The organism is Sulfurospirillum sp. 1307 (assembly GCF_054408545.1).
Genome location: NZ_CP176011.1, coordinates 489696 through 512381, shown reverse-complemented (window position 1 = coordinate 512381; position 22686 = coordinate 489696). Strand labels below are relative to the sequence as shown.

General features: G+C 30.0%; 22 protein-coding genes. 4 read left to right on the top strand and 18 right to left on the bottom strand.

Going from position 1 to position 22686, the window contains the following annotated elements; all coding sequences use genetic code 11:
* The 12 genes from ACKGJI_RS02680 to ACKGJI_RS02625 form a co-directional block, all read right to left on the bottom strand.
* The gene (locus tag ACKGJI_RS02680; RefSeq protein ID WP_458701015.1) at window positions 1-465 is read right to left on the bottom strand and encodes a nitrous oxide reductase accessory protein NosL; all 465 of its coding nucleotides are present in this window, start codon (window positions 463-465) and stop codon (window positions 1-3) included.
* An 11-nt stretch (window positions 466-476) separates the two neighbouring features.
* Window positions 477-1304 carry an ABC transporter permease gene (locus tag ACKGJI_RS02675; protein ID WP_458701014.1) on the bottom strand — a complete coding sequence of 276 codons (828 nt, stop codon included), beginning with the start codon at window positions 1302-1304 and terminating at the stop codon, window positions 477-479.
* On the bottom strand, window positions 1304-1789 hold the full coding sequence (locus ACKGJI_RS02670; RefSeq protein WP_458701013.1) for a hypothetical protein: 486 nt from the start codon (window positions 1787-1789) through the stop codon (window positions 1304-1306). The genes ACKGJI_RS02675 and ACKGJI_RS02670 overlap by 1 nt, the downstream gene beginning before the upstream one ends.
* A complete protein-coding gene (locus ACKGJI_RS02665; RefSeq protein ID WP_458701012.1) occupies window positions 1776-2417 on the bottom strand; it encodes an ABC transporter ATP-binding protein in 642 nt (213 codons plus the stop codon). Before ACKGJI_RS02665 ends, ACKGJI_RS02670 begins: the two co-directional genes overlap by 14 nt.
* Window positions 2417-3328 carry a NapH/MauN family ferredoxin-type protein gene (locus ACKGJI_RS02660; protein ID WP_458701011.1) on the bottom strand — a complete coding sequence of 304 codons (912 nt, stop codon included), beginning with the start codon at window positions 3326-3328 and terminating at the stop codon, window positions 2417-2419. The genes ACKGJI_RS02665 and ACKGJI_RS02660 overlap by 1 nt, the downstream gene beginning before the upstream one ends.
* An 11-nt stretch (window positions 3329-3339) precedes the next feature.
* Complete coding sequence (locus ACKGJI_RS02655; protein ID WP_458701010.1) at window positions 3340-3861, bottom strand: c-type cytochrome; 522 nt, start codon at window positions 3859-3861, stop codon at window positions 3340-3342.
* Window positions 3858-4442 (bottom strand): c-type cytochrome, encoded by a 585-nt coding sequence (locus ACKGJI_RS02650; protein ID WP_458701009.1) that lies wholly within the window; start codon window positions 4440-4442, stop codon window positions 3858-3860. Before ACKGJI_RS02650 ends, ACKGJI_RS02655 begins: the two co-directional genes overlap by 4 nt.
* Window positions 4435-5205, bottom strand: a complete 771-nt coding sequence (locus ACKGJI_RS02645) for a 4Fe-4S dicluster domain-containing protein (RefSeq protein ID WP_458701008.1) — start codon at window positions 5203-5205, stop codon at window positions 4435-4437. The genes ACKGJI_RS02650 and ACKGJI_RS02645 overlap by 8 nt, the downstream gene beginning before the upstream one ends.
* Window positions 5202-6422, bottom strand: coding sequence for a nitrous oxide reductase family maturation protein NosD (locus ACKGJI_RS02640; protein ID WP_458701007.1), 1221 nt, complete (start codon window positions 6420-6422; stop codon window positions 5202-5204). The genes ACKGJI_RS02645 and ACKGJI_RS02640 overlap by 4 nt, the downstream gene beginning before the upstream one ends.
* Before the next feature lie 9 nt (window positions 6423-6431).
* The gene (locus tag ACKGJI_RS02635; protein ID WP_458701006.1) at window positions 6432-7214 is read right to left on the bottom strand and encodes a cytochrome C; all 783 of its coding nucleotides are present in this window, start codon (window positions 7212-7214) and stop codon (window positions 6432-6434) included.
* Between the two features lie 126 nt (window positions 7215-7340).
* Window positions 7341-9944 carry a Sec-dependent nitrous-oxide reductase gene (gene nosZ, locus ACKGJI_RS02630; RefSeq protein WP_458701005.1) on the bottom strand — a complete coding sequence of 868 codons (2604 nt, stop codon included), beginning with the start codon at window positions 9942-9944 and terminating at the stop codon, window positions 7341-7343.
* Between the two features lie 253 nt (window positions 9945-10197).
* A complete protein-coding gene (locus ACKGJI_RS02625; RefSeq protein WP_458701004.1) occupies window positions 10198-10884 on the bottom strand; it encodes a response regulator transcription factor in 687 nt (228 codons plus the stop codon).
* 66 nt (window positions 10885-10950) lie between these two features.
* Between ACKGJI_RS02625 and ACKGJI_RS02620 the strand changes: the two genes are divergently transcribed.
* Both ACKGJI_RS02620 and ACKGJI_RS02615 read left to right on the top strand, forming a co-directional pair.
* Complete coding sequence (locus ACKGJI_RS02620; protein WP_458701003.1) at window positions 10951-12576, top strand: PAS domain-containing sensor histidine kinase; 1626 nt, start codon at window positions 10951-10953, stop codon at window positions 12574-12576.
* A gap of 32 nt (window positions 12577-12608) precedes the next feature.
* Window positions 12609-14015 (top strand): multicopper oxidase family protein, encoded by a 1407-nt coding sequence (locus ACKGJI_RS02615; RefSeq protein ID WP_458701002.1) that lies wholly within the window; start codon window positions 12609-12611, stop codon window positions 14013-14015.
* Here ACKGJI_RS02615 and ACKGJI_RS02610 read toward each other — a convergent pair.
* The 5 genes from ACKGJI_RS02610 to msrP form a co-directional block, all read right to left on the bottom strand.
* A complete protein-coding gene (locus ACKGJI_RS02610) occupies window positions 14002-14481 on the bottom strand; it encodes a putative iron-sulfur cluster-binding metallochaperone (RefSeq protein WP_458701001.1) in 480 nt (159 codons plus the stop codon). The genes ACKGJI_RS02615 and ACKGJI_RS02610 overlap by 14 nt on opposite strands.
* Window positions 14482-14723: 242 nt before the next feature.
* On the bottom strand, window positions 14724-15431 hold the full coding sequence (locus tag ACKGJI_RS02605) for an ABC transporter permease (protein ID WP_458701000.1): 708 nt from the start codon (window positions 15429-15431) through the stop codon (window positions 14724-14726).
* On the bottom strand, window positions 15424-15897 hold the full coding sequence (ybaK, locus tag ACKGJI_RS02600; protein WP_458700999.1) for a Cys-tRNA(Pro) deacylase: 474 nt from the start codon (window positions 15895-15897) through the stop codon (window positions 15424-15426). The genes ACKGJI_RS02605 and ybaK overlap by 8 nt, the downstream gene beginning before the upstream one ends.
* On the bottom strand, window positions 15857-16411 hold the full coding sequence (locus tag ACKGJI_RS02595; RefSeq protein WP_458700998.1) for a protein-methionine-sulfoxide reductase heme-binding subunit MsrQ: 555 nt from the start codon (window positions 16409-16411) through the stop codon (window positions 15857-15859). Before ACKGJI_RS02595 ends, ybaK begins: the two co-directional genes overlap by 41 nt.
* Window positions 16411-17373, bottom strand: coding sequence for a protein-methionine-sulfoxide reductase catalytic subunit MsrP (msrP, locus tag ACKGJI_RS02590; RefSeq protein ID WP_458700997.1), 963 nt, complete (start codon window positions 17371-17373; stop codon window positions 16411-16413). The genes ACKGJI_RS02595 and msrP overlap by 1 nt, the downstream gene beginning before the upstream one ends.
* A 148-nt stretch (window positions 17374-17521) precedes the next feature.
* Between msrP and ACKGJI_RS02585 the strand changes: the two genes are divergently transcribed.
* Together ACKGJI_RS02585 and ACKGJI_RS02580 are read left to right on the top strand one after the other, a co-directional pair.
* A complete protein-coding gene (locus ACKGJI_RS02585) occupies window positions 17522-19495 on the top strand; it encodes a methyl-accepting chemotaxis protein (RefSeq protein WP_458700996.1) in 1974 nt (657 codons plus the stop codon).
* On the top strand, window positions 19496-21172 hold the full coding sequence (locus tag ACKGJI_RS02580) for a SpoIIE family protein phosphatase (protein ID WP_458700995.1): 1677 nt from the start codon (window positions 19496-19498) through the stop codon (window positions 21170-21172).
* Here the strand turns inward: ACKGJI_RS02580 and pyk are convergent.
* Window positions 21167-22618 (bottom strand): pyruvate kinase, encoded by a 1452-nt coding sequence (gene pyk, locus ACKGJI_RS02575; protein ID WP_458700994.1) that lies wholly within the window; start codon window positions 22616-22618, stop codon window positions 21167-21169. The genes ACKGJI_RS02580 and pyk overlap by 6 nt on opposite strands.
* Window positions 22619-22686: the final 68 nt, after the last annotated feature.

The following is a 22686-nucleotide window of genomic DNA, read 5'->3' as shown; positions in this document are numbered from 1 at the left end:
CTACATATCCAAATATCTAATTAAACCTATAGTTATAGCGTCAAATGGCAATGTTTTAGTTCCACCATATTTTAACTTAAATAAATCTGCACTATATTTATCTTTAAAAGGAATCAAATCATCTCCATGTGGTCCAGGAACTCTGCTTCCAAATACATAGATTGACCTTTTAGCATTTTTCTTTGTTTTATTAAGATAATCTTGAATATACATATCTTTTATCTTAGCATCAATTAGTTTATGTTTTAAAAAATACTCTTGATGAAAATAAACTTGGAACATTGATTTAACTGAAACAAACTGAATCACTTTTCCATTTTCTAGTGTTGCTTCACATAAAAAATTTGGATATTTTTTTAATGGTAATTGATATGCTAAATCTACTGCCTTTTCATCTAGTAGCTTTATACCATTTGCAAATAAACTAACTGTTAGTATCATCAAAACCAAAATAATTTTTTTCATTTAAATATCTCCTATAATAAATCTTTTTTCTTAAATGCCAAAAAGCCTAAAAAGGCAAAAACAAATCCTAAAATCACTGGATATACCATAGAATAAACCATGAGTAATTTAGCTCCTAGTGTATCTAAAAGATAATAAGCCACAGGTCCAATTACAGTTAATTCTGGATCAAAAAGTGATATCGCTCCAATTCTAAATACTTCAATAGGATTTAGAAGTGCAACTGTAATAATAGCTCCATCATTGATTCTTCCTTGAAGCATAAGTCCAATAAGTGCAATATCAATAAATGCTAAAAGTATCATCCAAATCATAAAAGCACTACCAATTGCAATATCAGTTGATTTTACAATAGTTGAGATAAAAAAAGCAATACCTAAAAAAACAAAACACATTGAAAATAAAAGCCCAGAATATAAAAAAACCATAGCCCAAGGAAGTTCTCCCTCTTTTGTTAAACCAAAAATTACTCCTAAAAGTAGAGCAAAGATAACTGGTAAAAATACCGTTAAAAATCTTCCAAGCATTTTCCCCCAATAATAGCTATTAAGTGAAATTGGAAATGATAGCATATATTCTAATACATTACTTTCTCTATCACCACTGATTGATTTAACTGTAGTTATAAGTATAAATATAGGTAAAATTATAATTGTCACTTGGATAAAAATAAGCAACATTCTACTAAGGCCTGTAAAGCCCATAACAACAGAATCAGAAACTCCTGTTATAAAAAACAAAGCCATAAGACCACCAAAAACTAAGGCATATACATAAAACCACTTAGACCTAAGTGACTCTTTTACGTCCAAATACGCAACTAACAATAAGTTCTTCATCAATTTTGTCCTAATTTTTGTACTTTTTGAGAATTTAGCTTTTCGATTTCAAATATCTCTTTTCTTGCATATTCAAAATCATGAAGTTCTTTCCCTGCTGGTTTTGTTTTTTCACTAAATGCCGCAAATCCATATGCCATAGGAGTTATACTATCATCAGTGTAATATGCTTTTTTTGCATCAATCCATTCTCCAGTTTTAGCATCTGTTATCCACATAATAGCATCTTTTGCCCAAGGAATTTTTTCTTCTTCCAGCCATAAAACTCCACATCCTATATCATCAAATTTATATGCTTTACCATTTTTGGGATTTATAATCTCAAAAGCATATTTTCGCTCACTTATAGCCATCTTACATCTTTCACACATATCTCTATCCCAATGTATCTGGCTAACTTTACCAATCTCTTTTTTTTCACAACCAAGAAATATACTAGCTACTATAAATAAACCAAGCAGATAAAATAGGCTAAATTTTTTCATCTTCTACTACTTTTCCAAGATCCATATAAATTTTTCTATTTACTAAATCTTCTATTTCATCAAGTCTGTGAGTTATAAACAGAGTTGAACAATCTTTATCCAAATCACTCAATAATCTATAAAAATGTTCTCTTGCTTTTGGATCTAAGTTTGCAGTTGGCTCATCAAATACAAGCATTGAACTTTTTTTTGAAAGTGCGATTGCGATAAGAAGTTTTTGTTTCATACCGCCTGAAAGTTTTAAAAACTGTTTATGCAAATTACTTTTTATATCCAAGTCCATTTTATGAGCTTCTTCATAAATTGATTCTTTTGATACATTTGAACTTTTTGAGATAAAAGATATCATCTCATCTAAACTAAGCCTTATTGGAGGTGGCAGTTGAGGAATAAAACTAATATCATCTAAAACTTTTACTCTTTGTTTTATAGGCTCATACCCGTTTACATGTATACTTCCAGAATCAATATGATAAAATCCTAACATCGCTCTAATGAGTGTAGTTTTACCAGCTCCATTTGGACCCATCATAGCAATTCTATCACCTTTTGTTATACTAAGACTTACATCGTCTAACACTTTTGCTTTTTGAAAAATTTTTGTTACATTTTTTATATCTACTAACATCAGACTAAGTCTTTCAATCTAAAATCTAACTTATAAGCATCTGTATGACAAACATCAAAACATCTTCCACACAAAATACAATCTCCATTTTTTATATACTCTTGAGTTTTATTTTTATCTTTTCTAGCTTTATCATATTTTGGTTTAATAAATTCAATGACATGATCTTCAGGGCAGACTGCTATACAAGCCATGCAGTGATCACATTTATCCATATCCCATTTTATTCTATTTAATCCAATCCAACCTATAAAATTATATGTTGTTCCAATTGGACAAATATATTTACACCAAGCCCTTCTTGAATAAAAAATTTCAAATCCCAATACAACGATGACCCAAACTAAAGCCAAACTCCAACCATACGAGATAAATCTACTAATAATTCCTATTGGGTTTATAACTTCAAAAACCAAGTATCCATCAATAAATGCTGCAAGTAAAAAAACAGCCCAAAAGAAAAATCTGATATTTGGATTGAAAGCTCTCTCTTTTATAATTCTTTTTGAAACAAGCTTTAGATGAATTTTTTCACCAATTTCACTAAGTAAACCATATGGGCAAACCCATGCACAATATGCCTTACCTCCTACAAAAAAATAAAAAATTATAAGGGTTAAACTACCAATTATTACATTGATATGAATACCAAAATCTGATACTAAAATTTCTAAAGCAGTAAATGGATCAATCAGGTGAAATCCTAAAAGTCTAGAACCATTTAGTGTTCCTTCTAATAATTGGACATCTATATGAAATGATAGAAAAAATGCAAGATTAATAAGAATTATACTAATCCACCTCCATCCTCTCCAAGATAGCCTTGTTTTTCCACTTTTGTTTTTACTAAAAAAGGTAGAAAAAAATGAGGCATTTACAAGTTCTCTAACACTTCCATTATATCTATCCATTTTTATACTCTTTAGTTGTTATTTGATGCATCTAACTTATCTTTAAAAGATGCAATTTCTTTTGATAAACTAGCCAACTGCTCTTCGCTTAAATTCCCTAGTAATCCATACATTACATAGTTTTTCTTTTTCCCAGATTTAAAATCTTTTAATGCCTGAAAAATCTTATCTTCACTTTGGCCTATTAGTTTTGGACCAATTATTCCCTCGCCCATAGAGCCATGACAAGAAGAACAATTTTTCTTATAAAGAGGGCTAACTTTAAATGCAGCTATATTTCCAGCCTTATCTTTAAGTGCTTTTAATTTAACAGCCATTTCGTCTTCTACTTTTTTTGTTTTTTGTACTTTAACAGCTTTTTTTTCTTCTACAACTTGAGTTTTTTTAGTCTTTAAATGTACTTCCATTTTAGATTTTTCTATAATTCTTGCAATCCTACCAGTTTTATTAACCTCTTTATCTAAATTATATACATGTACCATTGCCCATAAAGCTAAAACAGTAGAAATTGCCGCTATTATATGTTTTATCATCTTGCATCCCTCATCTTTCTTATTTGTTTATTAAAATTAGCTATTTCTATGGCTAAATTTTTCAACTTATCATCACTTATTTGAGTAACCAACTCTTTCATGAGAATATTTTTTCTTTTTCCATTTTTAAAATCCATAATTCTTGCAAATATAAAATCAGAATCTTTATCTAAAAGAGATGGTCCAATCACACCATTTGCGTAATCATCATGACAGGCTGAACATTTAACAACATAATCATGACTCAATTTTTGTATCATCATTGTAATTTGAACTCTTTCATATGGAGATTTAATACGCAAGTAAGCATCTAAAGTCGTTTTTACTTTTGTGCTTTCTGCATTATATTTACTTATATCTTTTGATTCTTTTGATTCTCCCTCTTTGTTATAAGAGTAATAAAATTGACCATTATTTGCTTTTTCTATCTCTTGTTTTGCTTCTTCTTTTACAACATCTTTAGTTACTTTTATTTTAGCTGGTGTTGCAACTTTTTGTTCTTCTTTTTGCTCTTTTTTATCACAGCCACTAAATAAAGCTACTATGATCAAAGTCCATAACATTATATTCATTTTACGCATTATAAATATCCTCATAATTTTTTCTAGGAATAACTTTGATTATATCCACAGGACACATCTCAACGCATACACCACAGCCTACACACTTTTCTTTTATTTTTGGAATTGATCCACTTTTATAACTTACCATTTCAATAGCATCAAGTGGGCTTGGATAAGGACACATTGAAGCACATAATGAACAAGGTTTATCTTTATTTTCTTCTAATTTAACCAATACATCTTTTTGAAGTTTCTCTTTTTCACTCTCATTTCCGTTTATATTGACATGTTTACTTTCTAATTCTTCACTTGATAATATTTTAGTATGCTCATAAAGTCTATCTACAATGCTCTTTGGTGGTTTTTTATTGTTTATTGCTAAACAAGTATTTATATCCCCTATGACTGCCATTCCCATTTGAACATATTTTATATTGTCATGTTCATGATCTAGTGCACCAGTTGGACAAGCGAGCATACAAGGAAAAGCCTCACAAAGATAACATCCACGTTTAGAAGGCGAAATATAAGCCATTCCAATGCTAGCTCCACCATCTATATCTTCAAGTTCAATTGCATCATATGGACAAACTTGCAAACACTGTCCACATTTTATACAAAGTTTTAAAAATTGCTCTTCACTAACTGCTCCAGGAGGTCTAAGTATTGGCTCTTTAGCTTTTAATGATGGTGCTAGATAAATACCAGCTCCACTAATGAGCCCTAATATACCAATACCTGTTGTTTGTTTTATAAATTGTCTTCTTTTTTTATCGTTCAAAGAACTTCTCCTATCTTCATCTTTGGATGCTCATCTTTAGCTAATTCAACTGGCTCTGATATTGGAGCAAGTTTTGCTAAAAAGTTAATAATACTAATAACTGGAGAGCCATAAAAAAACTTTAAACTAGGATTAAACAACCACATCTTATCAGCATAATAATGCTCTGTGTGAGGGGTGTCTCCTATGCCATCGCCATTTTTATCAAAACCTTCATAATTATCCCAATAATTTCCATCCCATCTATTTTCTTCTACTTTTGTATTGTATGAATCGTTGATGATATTTTCAATATTGCCTTTGATTATATTGCCTTTAAATATATTTGCAATACTCAATGAGTGATAATGAACAGCCTCTGAATTATATAAAAGCTTGTTATTTTCAATATAGTTATGAGTATCTGGCTGAAATGGTGATCTATCTATATATAATCCTCTAGCACAATATATCATAGTATTATCTTTGATAGTATAATTGGAAGCGTCCTTCAATCCAATGCCAAGTCCTGTTGTACCTAATGAATTTTCTATTACGTTACCAGTTGCAATTGTATCTTGAGAATACATAAAAAATATCCCAACACTATTATGTTTATAAACATTATTTTTTACTATGTTTTTTCCTGTATACATAAAATGAAGAGAATACCTACAATATTCACCATAATTACCCTCAATCAAATTACCATGTGAATACCAAACAACAAAATCTCTTGATTTTGTTATATAATTTTTTTTAAGTATATTATCATTGCTATACCACAATCTTATTGCATCTCCTCTTAGTCCTAAACTAAAGGGCTTAGATGTTATATAATTACTTATTATTTCGCTATTATGGGTTTCTTGTAAATCTATTCCAAAAAGTACATCAACAATTTTACAATTTAATACTTTTGAATGTTTAACTTTTTTAAGTGCCACCCCAGCATCAACTCTTTCATGCTGAGCTCCACTATGTCTAATGGTTAAATTTTTAATAGTAACATATGAACTAGTAATGCTAATTACTGTTCCTTTACCATCTCCTTCAATTATAGCTTTTTGGTTTTTACCATCAATAATCAAAGGTTTATTTATAACTATATTACCCTTATAAACACCAGCTGGAAGTTCAAGTAATGAACCGCTTGGTGCATTGTCTATCGCTTCTTGCAATATATTTTGTGCAAAAAGTTGAATAGTAAGTAATATAGTTACAAATATAGTTTTCATGACTCTGTTTTAACTTTCAATAGCTTTTAAAGCTTTTTTTCTAGATACGATTGCCAAAAGAGAAAGCACACTTATAGCAATTAAAATCCAAAAACCAATTGTTGGATATGAATGAGTAGTAAACTGAGCCACTTTTCCATCTCCAAATACTGTTGGCATAAAAGGTTTTATTTTAAATGCACCCCACTCATGCATATGATGACCAAACCAATATAACCAATACGAATAAAACCCTAAAAATATGATAGGTAAGCTAACTGGAATAAGCATTAATAAATTCAAAATTTTTGAGTTATAAAGCATGAATAGTACAAATAAAAGTGCTACAAAAATAAGTGCATAAGGTGCTATCATCCTAAGATAAGGAGCTCCTCTTTCCATTGGGTCCATTCCTATAAAGTGATTTATCGTTTCCATCTCAAAAACATCTCCACTAAATCCATCAAAATGATAATAAACTGGAATTCCATTTGGAAACGATTCTTTTGGATAGTTTGGAGCTTCTAGTGCTACATACCATATGGGAGTTGTTGCAACTCCAATCTCCATATCTTCATCTACTAACTTTTTCAAATCTCCTGCTATATCTTTTGGAGTTGTTGGACTTACATACCTTCCTTTTTGGTAAAAATTCCAAACTTTTTGTGTTAGTACTGAAATCTTGTCACCCATTCCCTCCTCTTTTAATTCAACAACATTGTGTGTTAATACTGCTGGAATCACAAAGAAATACAATAAAAGAACTAATGCTAAAAAAGCAAAAATTTTTGATTTGATTAAAGAACTATTCATAATGCGACCTTATAGATTTATTTTCTTAATTTTATATACATTATATATTTAAAATTAAAAAAATGTAATGATATTGCTCAAGAAAAAGGTCTAGGTAACCAATTACCTAGACCAAAAATTTATAGATTAAAACAAGTTAGCGTTTTTATCTATCCATTTAAGATATTCAATGATATCTTTTGTTTGTTGCTCGCTCATACCTTGGTTAGGCATTCTTAGATTAAAGTAGTTAGTCATTGATTTGATGTAATCATTGTCATACATTGTCTCAGGATGCATAATCCACTCTTTAACCCATTTTTCACCATTTTCATGACGATCAAGAACACCAACTAAGTCTGGACCAGAACTTACTTTACCTACAACGTGACATCCATTACATCCACCTTCTAGATAAGCAGCATGTCCTCTTTGAGCAGCTTCACTCATTGGAGTTGCAATTTTCTTAACAAGTAAATCTTTTGCTCTAATTCCAACATCTGCTGTTTTTACCATATATTGCCAAATCATATTTTCAAATAAAATAGCTTTGTCAATATTTCCAGCTTTAATAGCTTCATCAGATTTTTTCTTTTGTTCTGGAATCTTACTATACTGATCAAGAGCATCAGTTACTAGATTTTTAACTGTTGGATATTTATCAAAATGATTATCTTTTAAGAATTTAACAACACTTTGAATAACAGCGTCAGTTGCTTTGTTAGTAGCAACAGTTTTGTCATACTCAGCTTTTAACTCAGCTTTTGACATTTTCTTAAGTTTTAGCTTAGCTGCTTTTGTGTACTTCTTACTTGGATCTTTAACCATCAAGTAACCCATCATTTCTAAGTGAAGTGCTGAACAAAACTCTGTACAGTAGTAAGGGAAAACACCTTCCATATCAGCTTTGAAAGTCAATGCAACAGTTTTACCAGGCTCTAGTGAAGCATGAACATTATATTGGTCAACTGTAAAACCATGAGTTTCATCTTCTGCTCTTTCTAAGTTTGTAAGATAGAAAGTTACTGTATCACCCTTATTTACTGTTACGTGCTCTGGGTTGATATGACTTCTAACCATTGTTCCATAAACATAAACATGATTACCTTTTCTAACAATCTTTTCTTGACCTGCTAGAGTCTTACCCTCATGGATTTTTCCTGTGAAAGGATTTGTTCCCATTTTATATCTAACATGGTGCTTAATCTTGTCTGCTCTGATTGCTACTGCTTGGTGAGGCTCTCCCAATGGGATTGGCATATCATAAAGTAGTTGCATTTTTTTACCTCTTACATCAATTAATTGATGGTTTTGAGGATGCAATGGACCAATTTCATTAAATCTATCAATTGCTAATTTATTAAGAGCAATTATATAATCTCCTTGAGGATCTGTACTTTTTCCTTCCATTCCACAAAGGTGACCTATGTTGTAGTTAACATTTTGTCTATCAGTTACTTTACATGTAAGATAATTCCATCTTACAACTTGAGAGTCAACGTACAATGAAGTATAAATCTCACCATCTGTTTTCCATTTTGGTCCATATTGATTATGCAAAGGTCCAAGGCCAAGCTCTGCTTGACAATGAGCTGCTTTTTTCATATCAATGATTGGTATACCATAAGGATCAGTTCCTACAAAATCTTTACTATCAATTGCTTTTTTGATTTTTGCCCAGCTATATACAGTTGCATGAGTGTCAAGTTTACCACAAACTACTATATGTTTTCCATCAGGACTGACATCAACACCATGTGGAGATTTTGGCTCTGGCACTAAAAATAGTGCATTGTTTTTAACTGCAACATCAATTGGTACAACTCTATGTCCATTTACTACTTTTACATTTTTATCATCTTTTGCAAGTTCTGCAAGTTTTTTCCAGTTATATACATGTAAAAAGTCAGTATCATTTCTACTAGTACCTGCCTCAAATGGAGGAAGACCTTTTTCTATACCGCCAGTGTACATTTCAGAGTTAAAACTGTTTGTAAAACCCCAACCATCACTAACACCTTTTCCCGCATCACTTAAATCTTGCATATATGGAGGCATTTCAATAGTGAATGATTTTTTAGGCTCAATCAAACCTTTTTCATGATCAAACTTCCAAACAGTAACACCACCTCTATAAGTTTCAGCAAACTCATCCATAGGGTGATAGTTATTATCAAGAGGAGCACCATATTGGCAAGCTTCTAAGATATAATCACTATTTGGAGTAAAAAAAGCTCCACCATGATCACTTTTAAAAACAGGGTTAACAACAATTTGTTTTGTAACCATATCATCTAAATCAATTACAGCAATACGAGGATTGGCTTTATCGTTTATAACTAACCATTTTCCATCATATGCACCATTAGTTTCAGAAATAGCAGGGTGGTGAGTATCTCCCCAAGTTATCTCTTTTCCTCTAATATTACCCTGAGCCAATACTTTTTTAGTATCATCATCATAGCCCCATCCTTGCCAAGGCTCTGGAGTAAACACACCAATATACTTTAATATTCTCATTGATGGAACACCATATACTAGTACTTGACCTGATTGCCCGCCTGAACTAAATACCAAGTATTTATCTCTGCCACCACTTGGGGTGTAGGTTTTAGCTGCTGCTAAAATATCTGCTTGAGACAAACCTCTTTCTTTCATTACTTTATCTAACTCAGTAGCAGCACTAGAAAAAGTTGCTAAAAGAGCCAGAGATGCAGATAATGAAGAAACCTTACGTAAAACATTCTTCATTTACGTTCCTCCTTTGTAAATTTGCAATTATTTATATAAGAAATAACTTTTTTATTATATTCTTATATTAAACTCAACTACATTGATTCTAATCAACAGAATCAAAATGTCAATTTAACACAAAATTAACATCTTACGAAATTATACTACTGCTAAAGTTTCTTTTCGGTCGCTAGTTTAAAAAAAAATAAAAAAATATTTTTTTATCTTTTTTTAATAAATTTTACTAGGAGATGTACTAATAAGAAGTAATCTATTTTATCATGTATCCCAATTTAGATACAGTTTGGATGATATTTGTAGGAAGTTTTTTTCTTAGTTTAAAAATCAAATTTTTTAAAGCACTAGGAGGTGCTTCTTCATAGATATACAATTTATCTTCAATATGTTGTTTAGTAACGAGATTTCCTCGGTGTGATAGAAGCAACTCTATTAATTCAATTTCTTTATTTGTAAGAATTATCTCTTTGTTATCACATTTTAAAACTTTATTCTCTAAATCATAGTTTATATTTTCTTCTAATTTAACAATTTGAGATTTGTTTTGTGATAGAATTTTTGCACACTCTTTAAGCATCGAATTTAGTTTTGACTCTGTTATAGGTTTTATGGCATATTCTATAAGAGAAAGCTTAATAGAGTCTAATAAAAAATCTTGGTCAGTGTATGCACTTGTTACTATGATAGGAATGTTTTTATTTTCTAAGCGAACTTTTTTTACAAAATCAAGCCCACTTAAACGAGGCATTTTTATATCAGATATTATAATATCTGGATTGTACTTTTTATAGTAAGCAAAAGCTTCTTCGCCATCTTTTGCTTCATATACCTCATCTACATAAAGTAGTAAAACCTTCTTAAAGCTCTGTCTTACCCTCACATCATCTTCAGCTAAAAGGATGGAGCTTTTTTGTAACACAATATCATATTCACATTCCATTTTAAACCCTTTATTAAAGAATGTTATTATACTATATGATTCTGATAAATAATTAAAAGAGGGCGAGTGGAAAAAGTTAGTTTTACAAAAAGATACGTTTTAGCACTTAGTATTATAGCAATTCTTTCTACTTTGGCTTATGTCAACTTAGATAAACTAATAAGTATACAATCAGACGATGGTAAACTTATCAATATAAGTGGTCAACAAAAAATTCTAGCTCAACAAATCGCATTTCATGCCATATATTACAAAATTAAAAATCTTGAAGGAAATATAAAAAAATTTGAAAGTAATCACAAACAACTACTCTCATCTTATATGTCACCTAGGATAAAAAAAGCTTTTTTTGAAAAACCCATGATGCTTGATAAAAAAGTTAAAGATTATCTATATCACGCAAAAAAATTTAATGAAAACAGGGCTGGAAAAAGTCTAACATACCTTTTAAAGCACTCAAATTCTTTACTTAAGGATTTGGATTCAACTGTTCTTTTATACCTAGATGAAGCTAAAAAACATATAGAACAATTAAAAAAAGTTGAATTTTATATTTTTTTGATGACATTAACTACTCTATTTTTTGAAGCACTATTTATCTTTAGGCCTGCTAATAGAAAGATTGCTAATAAAACAAATGAGTTAATAAAAGAGAAAGATTACTCAAATACAGTCATAGAATCTAGTACAAACGCCATCATTACTATAAATAAAAATCTAGAAATTAAAACATTTAATAAAATGGCAGAAAATATTTTTGGCTACACAAGAGATGAAATGATAGGTAAAACAAGTTTTGAAAAAATCATCCCTGATTGTAGAGATTTAACTACTCATGAAAAAAAAGAAGAAGTACGAGAAATAAATGCTATAAATAAAAAAGGTAAAATTTTTCCTATAAGAATTTCTTTTGGTTCAAGCAGTGATGATATGATAGTTGCAAATATACAAGATATCTCTGTCGAAAAATTAAATGATAAAATACTACAACAACAATCAAAATTTGCAGCACTTGGAGAAATGATTGCTATTATTGCACACCAATGGAGGCAGCCACTAGCTGAACTTAGTTTTAATTGTATGTATATAAAAAGAAAATTAAAAGATAATGAACTTGCTAAAGAGGCAGAGAAAAACCAAAAAATAATCCAATTTATGTCTGAAACCATTACTAACTTTCAAGATTTTTACAAGAAAAGTGAAAATGTAACTTTTAATCCTAGTTTATCTATCAAGCAAGCTCTTAGTATTGTTGATTCTATACTACACTTAAATCAAATCAAACTAATTATGAATGTCGAATCTCAAATAAAAATCTTTGGAAATGCAAATTCACTAGCACATGTAGTTTTATCAATCTTACAAAATATAATTGACATAGTAAAATTAAAACAAATAAAAGATCCGTTTATCAAAATATCACTATACGATACAAGCACCCATATAATACTTGAAATTGAAGATAATGCTGGTGGTATTAAAGTAAACCCTATTGAAGATATATTTAAACCTTTTCACAGTAAAAAGCAAAATCCTTCAACAGGCATTGGACTTTATATGTCAAAACTAGTTATACAAAATCAATTCAATGGTACAATTGAAGCTCAAAATAGTAACAATGGAGCTAAATTTATAATCAGATTACCTCATAAATTAAAAACTACAAACAATACACAATATTTACACAGATAAATGTTAAACTTGCATATTAGTAGGAGTTTATGATGAAAAGAAGAAATTTTATAAAATTTAGCTCAGTATTGGTTGCAAGTTCATTATATAATACAAAAGCGGATGCCAAAACTATATCATTTAAAGAGCAATTTAGTGAAGCTTTGGCGATTCCACCAGTAGCATCATTTAAAATGCAAGGTGATACAAAAGTTTATGAGCTTAATATAAAAAAAGGCCAAATGGCATTTCTCGATGGCGCTATGACTGATACTTATGGCGTAAATGGAAATTTTTTAGGGCCTACTATAAGAGTAAATAAAAATGACAAACTTATTCTACATGTAAAAAATTCATTAGATGAAATTACAACACTTCATTGGCATGGACTCAAAGTAAAAGGTAGTAGTGATGGCGGTCCACATAGTATAATACCTGCTGGAGAAAAATGGAGTGCAGATATAAAAATTGACCAAAGAGCTTGTACTGCTTGGTATCATCCTCATGCTATGCATAAAACGGGAGAGCAAGTTTTTAAAGGTATTGCTGGATTATTTATCATAGAGGATGAAGATTCAAAAAGACTTGATTTACCAAAAGAGTATGGCATAGATGATATACCTTTAGTTTTACAAGATAGAAGATTTGATAACAGTGGACAGTTTTTATACAAGCAAAGTATGCACGATACTATGATGGGAGTTACTGGGAATGTTCATTTAATCAATGGCATAAATGATCCATATTTAGAAGTTGAGCCAAAATTGATACGGTTTAGAATTTTAAATGGTGCAAATGCAAGGATCTATAATATTATGTTTGAAAAGGGCAAAGAGTTTGTTCAAATAGCTAGTGATTCTAGTTTTTTACCAAAACCAGTAAAACTAAAAAATTTTATTATAGCTCCTGGAGAAAGAGGCGAAATATTAGCTGATTTTTCAAAATTAGCAGGTCAAACAATATACTTTGGAGATGGTATCAGCCAAAAAGCTCTTTTAAAAATCATAGTAAAAAAATCTAATCCAATTGTACCTAAAATACCAAAAAGACTTATAAATGTAGATGATTATAAAAATATAAAAATTTCAAACAGAAGAGTTTTTACACTCAATATGTCAATGATGTTTTTAGGCATAAACGGTAAACAAATGGATATGAGTAGGATTGATGAAGAGGTTAAAAAAGACACTTACGAGATTTGGGAGATAAGAAATCCAAGTCCAAGACCTCATCCTTTTCATGTTCATGGAACTGCTTTTAAAGTTCTCTCAAGAAATGGTAATCAACCATTTAAAAATGAGTTTGGACTAAAAGATACAGTTCTAGTTTACGGGCGAGAAAAAGTAGAAATACTGGTCACTTTTAAACATAAGGCGACTAAAAATAGACCTTACATGTACCACTGTCATATCCTTGAACATGAAGATGCTGGTATGATGGGACAGTTTACTGTAAGCTAGCCAATACTTTTTTTACATCACCTTGACAACATTTTCCACTTGGGTTTTTTACTTCACAAGAACATCCAATAGTTTTCATTTTTGATTGTATATCTTCTATGGCTGTACTTTTACCATTGGTTTTGATATCTTCAATCATCCTATCTTCTGTCCAACCAAAGCAGTAGCAGTAATTTTTTACTTTTGCACCATCTTTAAATCCAACACTTACACTCACATCATCTAGAGTTAAAACTTCATCTCCTCTAAAATAAACTGCTTTACATGTAGAAGTTTTACAAAGACTAAAACCATCTAATGAAAAAAGCTTCTTTTTTGCATCATCTTTTAAAAGCGCATTTAAAGTTTTAGCTAAAACTCCTTTTGCTTCATTTGCACAAAGTGGACATTTCGCTTTACCTTTTGGTTGAGGGGTACAACAATCATCCCCAGTATTTAATGGTTGTTTGGCAAATTTAAATATCATCTTGTTTCCTTTGTATAAGTTCCTATCCATAGATAACCCCAACTTAAGAATTTAAAAGAAGGGGCTAATGTAAGGCAAAAGATTGAAGTTGCACTTATTGTGCTTCAAAATCTTTTAACGAAGCAGTAGCTCATTCTTTTAAATTTCCTTCGGACGATAAGTAGATAACTCTATTGCGTCGTTAGATTAGTTCACCTTAGCTAAGGCTAGGCTTTCACTAATCTGCCTAGCACAAGAGACATCTACTTATCGCTTAAGTTGGGGTTATCTATGGATAGGAACTTAAGATAAATAATCGTGCTAATTCCTGAGCTTCCTAAAATCATAAACATAACCATGATTTGATAACGAACTGCTACAATAGGGTCAACCCCTGAGAGTATTTGTCCTGTCATCATACCTGGAAGCGAGACTAAACCAACTGCTAAAAATGAGTTTATTTGAGGTATAAGTGAAGCTTTAAGGGAGTTCGCTCTAGCTTTTTGATAGTCATGGCTCTCTCTTTCTCTCTCAAACCTTTCAGCAACTAAAGATACAGCGTTCATACAGTTCGCATAAAGCATGCCGGCTATTGGGATTATGTATCTTGGGTTATCAAATGCGTCTACATGTAAGACAAAGTATAAAACTAAAAACAGATTTACACTACCACCTACGAAAATGGCAACAAATATGTTTTTATAAATCTTTCTGCTTTTAAAAGTTATATTTCTAAGAGTTATCATACTAGCTGCACTTATCATCACTATGACTATCAATACCGTCATATATGAAGTTTTAGCGGCAAATACATAAGATAAAAGATAACCAATCAGCAAAAGTTGCAAAAGCATTCTAATGCTTGCATAAAGAATCTCAAACTTATTGCCAACCCATCTATAGTAAAAGTACCCTACAAAGCCAACAGGAACTAATAAATATAGTAAATTAATAATCTCTATATCATGCATGTATCACTCTTTTAAACTCTACATGTAAAGCTTTTTCTAAATCTTTTGGTTTTAAAACAATCTGCTGGCCTCTTACTCCTGCACTTAGTGAAATCTTTTCGTGCAAAAGTGCATCGCTGTCTACAAATGTTCTATAAATCTTTTTCATGCCAATGGGAGAGCACCCTCCCCTCATGTAACCTGTTGTTTTTAAAACATCTTTTAAAGGTATCATCACGCACTTCTTTACATTAGCCGCTTTTGCTAAAGCTTTTAAATCAAGTTCCTCATCACCTGCAATGCAAGCTACAATAGGCTGATTTTTTTCATCTATCGTAACCAAAGTTTTAAAGATAGTTTTTATATTTGCATTTGTAACTTTGGCTACGTGTAAAGCACTCAAGTCGTTTTCATCTACTTTATACTCAACGATATCATAGTCAATTTTATATTTGTCTAGCAAGCGAGCGGCGTTTGTTTTTTTCATAAATCCTATATCCTAAAAGTATACATGTAGTTATTATGAAAGTATACTCCAAAGAGCTTAAAACTTTTTGTGCCATAGCTAAGTGGATAGTTACTAAAATAAGAGCAATATAAACTAGTTTATGCCATGAGTTAAACTTTTTAAAGAGTTTTTTTGTAGAAGTTATGGCCATAAAAAAAAGTATGCCAAAAGCAATCATACCTAGATAAATAAAAGGTTTATCTAAAGTCTCTTTTACAACAAAAGAAAAATCAAGTTCTGCATCTAAAATATAAAAATTTGCAAAATGTAAAAAGGCATAAAAAAAAGCAAATAGTCCTACCATCCTTCTATACTTAAGCAAGTTTATCACACCTTTTAAAGGTGTGATAAAAAGTGAAATCATAAGTATACCAATAGAGCTAATACCTGTATATGTAAATATGTATTTTATGGGGTCATTTGCTTCTTGCACACTCCATAGAAGATAAAAAAATGGCATTAGTAAAAGTATAAATAACACTGCTTTTTTCATCAGTAAAATTTCCTTAAGTCCATACCTTTGTACATGTGTCCAACTTCTTTTTCATAGCCATTGAACATCAAAGTTTTACTTTTAAAAAAACTTCCTAATTTTCGCTCTTTTGCTTGAGACCATCTTGGATGATCAACATTTGGGTTTACATTTGCATAAAACCCATACTCTTTTGGAGTTACAACCTGCCAAGTATTTTTAGGCTCATCGCTTACAAACTCAATTTTATCAATTGATTTTATACTTTTAAAACCGTATTTCCAAGGAACAACCAACCTCATTGGCGCACCATTTTGTTTTGGAAGTGCTTTAGAATACATCCCAACTGCTATAAAGGCAAGTTCATTCATGGCTTCATCCATACGCAAACCCTCAACATAGGGATATGGAATTGCACCAAATATGCCTTTTTTTTGATCAGGAAACATATCATTATCTACTTTTGTTGTAAATTTTACATATTTTGCATTTTTATTTGGATTTGCCATTTTTATAAGTTCACTTAGAGGAAAACCAATCCAAGGAACAACCATGCTCCATCCTTCAACACATCTAAATCTATATACTCTTTCTTCTAAATTGAACTTTTTTATTAAGCTATCAACATCTATATTGATTTTATTTTCACACTCCCCAGATATATCTACCATCCAATTTGTTGTATCTAAAGTATATGCCATTTTTGCAGGTAGTTTTTTTGATGTGGAAAACTCATAAAAGTTGTTGTAAGTACTAGCCTTATCAAAACTTGTAAGCTCTAATTCTTTACCATAATCACTCTTGCTAAATTGTAGTGGTTTTCTATAATCACTCTCAATTGCTGATAATTTTTCAACAACCAAACTAGATGAAACCATTGTAGCTGCACCTAACTTTAAAAAATCTCTTCTTTTGTTAAATAGTTTTTCACTAGTTATCTCATCATCCTTTATATGCCAAGTTGGTTTTTTATAATCTTTCATTTTCTATCCTTTAGAGAAATAATTACCCATTTTATCAAAAGTTTGTTGGGTGTTTGTAAAGTCAATTGACTTAAAATAAAGATATGATATAATAGTGACAAATTAAAACTAATATAAGATCATTAATATTAGTGAAAGGATAATTACAATGAAAATCAAAAATAAATTAATTATAGTTTTAGTTCTCACAGCTTTATATGTATTTGTCAATATTTCTTTGGCGATAAATGAAGCAATAAAAAAAGACAGTAATCTAGAACAAGTAGAAATCCTAAATAACTTAGCTTCAAAATTAAGTCTTTTTATACACGAAACTCAAAAAGAAAGAGGAGCAAGTGCTGGATTTTTAGGTTCTAAAGGGAAAAAGTTTACTACTATTTTACCAGAACAAAGAAAACTTACAGATTCAAGATTGTCTGAACTCAATAGTTTTTCAAAAAGCATAAATTTTGATGATTTTTCAGAAGAACTTGTATATGAAGTAAATAAAGTAAAAGAATTATCACAACAAATTCCAAATATTAGACAAAGAGTTGATAAACTTGAAATAAGCGTTAAAGATAGTGTTGCTTTTTATACAAATCTAAACAGGCATATTTTAAATATCACATCTATTACTGCTAAATTATCAAAAGATGATGAATTAGTCAAGGCTCTTTCTGCTTATTCTAATTTTTTGAAAGCTAAAGAAAGAGCGGGGATTGAAAGAGCTGTTATGAGTGCAACATTTGCAAATGATAAATTTGGAGAAGGTATGTTTGCCAAATGGATTAAACTTATGACAGAACAAGAGAGTTATACAGATGCCTTTTTATCAATTGCTTCAAAACAAATGATTGATACTTACAATTCTCTCATAAAAGATGATTCCGTAGAAGAAGTACAAAAATTTAGAAATATAGCTTTAAGTAAAAAATCCAATTTTGGGGTAAATGCAGAAACTTGGTTTAAAACGATAACTAAAAAAATCAATGTTTTAAAAAAAGTTGATGATAGTATCGCAAAAAGCAATAAACTACTTATTGAAGATAAAATACAAGCAAATACAACTAATACTTTGTTGGTTGTTGTAGCAAATGCTATCTTTGGCTTGATTGTTGTTTTAATTATCTTTTTTGTAGAAAGAAATATCATAAAAAATGTAGATAAAAACTTAAATGATATAGGATATATAGCAAACAATAAAGATTTAACAAAAGAGATAAATGTAAGTAAAAATGAAGATGAGTTAGATCAAATCTCAATCTCCATAAATAGCCTTTTAAAAGAGATATTAAAAACTATACAAAATAGTATGGATGTATCATATCTAACAACTGAACAAAGCAAAGAACTAGATAATTTAGTAAATACTCTGAGCAATAACCTACATAAGCAACAAGAAAAAATAAAGGATATGAATACATTAATCGAAAATGTAGGAAATAATTTTAATGAAGTAAAAGAAGCAACGATTAGTACAACACAAGATCTTAATACAACAGAAAAAACTCTACATGACTTCATAGATAAACTAACTTACTCTGTTCAAAACATAGAATCAGGAGCGCAAAGGCAAGAAGAGTTATCTCTAAAGGTAAATGACTTAACTGACCAAGCACAAAGTATAAATGATGTTTTAACCATCATAGGAGAGATTGCTGATCAAACAAATTTATTAGCATTAAATGCAGCAATTGAAGCAGCTAGAGCAGGTGAACATGGAAGAGGTTTTGCAGTTGTTGCCGATGAAGTTAGAAAATTAGCTGAGAGAACTCAAAAGAGTCTATCTGAGATTAGTGTTAGCATCAATGTCATAACTCAAAGCATAAGTAATATTTCTGAGCAAACGGCTAAGACATCACAAGAGATGATTGAAACTTCAAATCTTTCTAATGAATTAATACAAAATGCAAGAACAACAAAAGACAACTTGGCATTAACCACTCAAAAATCTGAAGATGTTGTGCAAAAAGCAACAGACATTGCAATACAAACAAAAAATTTAATTGAACTTATGAATGATATTGTTAAAATTTCAAATGAAAGCGAAAATTTAAATGAAAAAACGTATAATGTTTCTACATTGCTAGCACAAAAAGCAAAAGAACTAGAGAATACATTAAAAGAATTTAAAATATAGATGAAAGACTTAAAAGGTTATATAAAAAATCTTACTTTATTATGTATAGATAGCTCTATCATTACAAGAGCTATCTATGAAGACTCACTTAGTATACTTTTTAAAAAAGTTATCACAAGTCAATCGATAGATGATGCCTTAAAGATTTACAATCAAAACCATATCGACATTATAATTACAGGCTATAAATTTGAAGTTCAAAATGGAATTGATTTTATAAAACAAATAAGAAAGATAAATGCAAATATACCCATAATTTTTGCAAGTGAGTTTGAGAGTATCGATGTTTTAACACAAGCTTTGCATCTAAATGTTCACAATTTTATAAAAAAGCCATTTGAATTGGTTGATTTACTAAGTTCTATTGAAGATGCAACAAAAAAATTACTTGCTAAAAAATATATAGAGGAAAAAGAAAAAGAAAAAATTGCCAATTTTCAAAAAAAGATAGATTATTCAAACTATCAAGAAACTCTAGCCTTACAAAAAGAGATAAAAATTTCTCGCAATGACTTTTACTACAAATATGTAAAAAAAGATAAGACGTCTTTGCTTTTGATAGATTTTTTATATAGAGCAAAAGATATACTTTGTGGTGACACTTATAGTGCTAGAAAAGTAGGAAATTGTACTTTTTTAAGTATAATTGATGGTATGGGAAAAGGAGTTTCAGCTTCTATCACTTCTACAATTGCTACTGCATTTATCAATAAATTTATTGATGAAAAATCAAACGAACAAGAAAACATAAATTTAAAAACAATTGTTTCAAACCTAATTGATAGTATCCAATCAATACTTTTAGATGAAGAAATTTTATCTGCTTCTTTTTTATGGCTTAACCCAGATGAAGAATATATCGAATACAGTTTATTTTCAATGCCACCAATATTATTGCAAAAAGAGGGTAGCAATGAAGTTGTATCTTTAAAATCAAATAACCCAGCAATAAATCCTTATACATATGATTTTAAAACCGATAAATTATCAACTTCAAACTTAACTAAACTCTTAGTTTATAGTGATGGATTGATTGAAAACAGCTTAAAAAATGAAAACTCTTCATATGCAAAATATATCAAAGAGGATTTTAAAAACTCCATAAACCGAGAAGATTTAAAAGCAAAATTTATGGAAAAAATTTCTGAGCAAGAAGATGATATATCTTTTATATTTTTAAGCAAAATTAACTTAGAAAATAAAATTGATTCAATGAGTATAAAAACTAGTATAGATGATATAGAAAAATCTCAAGAGTGGTTTTCTAGCATATTAGATGATATTTCTGTTGGATCTTCTAAAGCAGAAAAACTATCAATTGCCTTTAATGAGCTAATGTTAAATGCTTACGAACATGGAAATTTACAAATTGATAATAGAAAAAAACATAAACTCATAGAAGAAGATAAATATTTTGATTATTTAACACAAAAAGAATCTACATGTAAAAAAGAAATTCTAATCGATACTTATATATTTAAAGACGACAATCAGCAAAAATACTTAATTATAATCATAAAAGATGAAGGCAAAGGATTTGATACGAGCATGTTATCAAATATATTTGGAATCAGCAAAAGCTTTAATCAAAGAGGAGTATTTATGAGCAGAAAATATAGCCTTGGCATCTACTACAATGACAAGGCTAATGAGGTAGTATTTATCAGTAAACTATAGTGCAAAATCCAGATAATAATCAATCTGTTCTTTTCTCATGATACGAATATAGTTAGTATTTCCAGCAACTCCAGTTGGATAACCAGCAGTTACAATGTATGTTTTGTTTTTATCTAATATTTTACTTTTGATACCCTTTTGCATAGTATGCGCTAGTATGATGTTTAGACTTCCTTTTTCTATGTTCATAACAGGTATTACTCCCCAAGCAAGAGTTAAAGACCTAGCTACTCTTTCATCATGAGTTACCGCATAAATTTTATTTTGTATTCTATATCTAGCTAATTTTTTAGCACTTTTACCTGAGCTAGTAAGAGTAATTACTGCTTCTACATTTAAATTTTTAGCTAATTTAGCAATAGATTCTGAAACCACATCTGTATCATCTAAAAATTCATATCTGTTAAATTTATTGTATGGATAAACTTCTTCAGTCTCTTTTATAGTATTTGACATAACTTCAACAACATTTACTGGGTTTTTTCCTACTGCGCTCTCTTCACTAAGCATAACTGCGTCAGTTCCATCTAAAACAGCATTTGCAACATCACTAATCTCTGCTCTTGTTGCAACTTCATTTTGAGCCATAGAAAGTAACATCTGAGTTGCCGTGATAACTGGTTTTGAAGCTGCATTTGCTTTTCTAATAATCTTTTTTTGAATACTTGGAACTTTATAATAAGGTACTTCTATCCCTAAATCACCTCTTGCTACCATCAAACCATCACTTACTTCTAAGATTTCATCAATATTTTCAACAGCATCAAACTTTTCTATTTTTGCAAATACTTGACTTCTTGATTTATATTTTTTCAATATCTCTTTTACTTTAAGCACATCATTTGCATTTTGGACAAAAGAAACAGCTACAAAATCAACACCATTTCTAGCTCCCCAAAGTAAATCTTTTTCATCTTTTGGAGTAATTACATCTATATTTATCACAGTATTTGGAAAATTAACCCCTTTATTTGAAGATAATTTACCATCATTTTCAACAACTGTTAAAATCTCTTCACCAATTGACACTACTTTTGCTTTTATAATCCCATCATAAAGATATATGTACTCATCAACTTTCAACATATCTAAAATCTGAGGTTGATTTATACAAAGTTTATATGAGTTCTCTGATGTTTGTTCACCTACAATATCATCTTTTACAAATATTAGTTTATCTCCCTTTTTAAGTAAAAAATCGCTTTTTAGTTTTCCAACCCTGATTTTTGGCCCACAAATATCTTGTAAAATTCCTACTTTTATTCCTACATTTTTTGACGCTTCTCTAATCTTTTCTATAGTTTGAGAATGGTACTCATGTGTTCCATGACTAAAATTAAGACGAAATGCATTTACACCTGCTTTTATCAATCCTTCTAATACTTCTATATTATCACTAGCTGGTCCTACTGTTGCTAAAATTTTTGTTTTTTTTGACTCAATCATTATTTATTCTCCTTTTCGTCTTTATATTACCTTAATTAAATTACATTTTAGTTTCAAATACACATAAT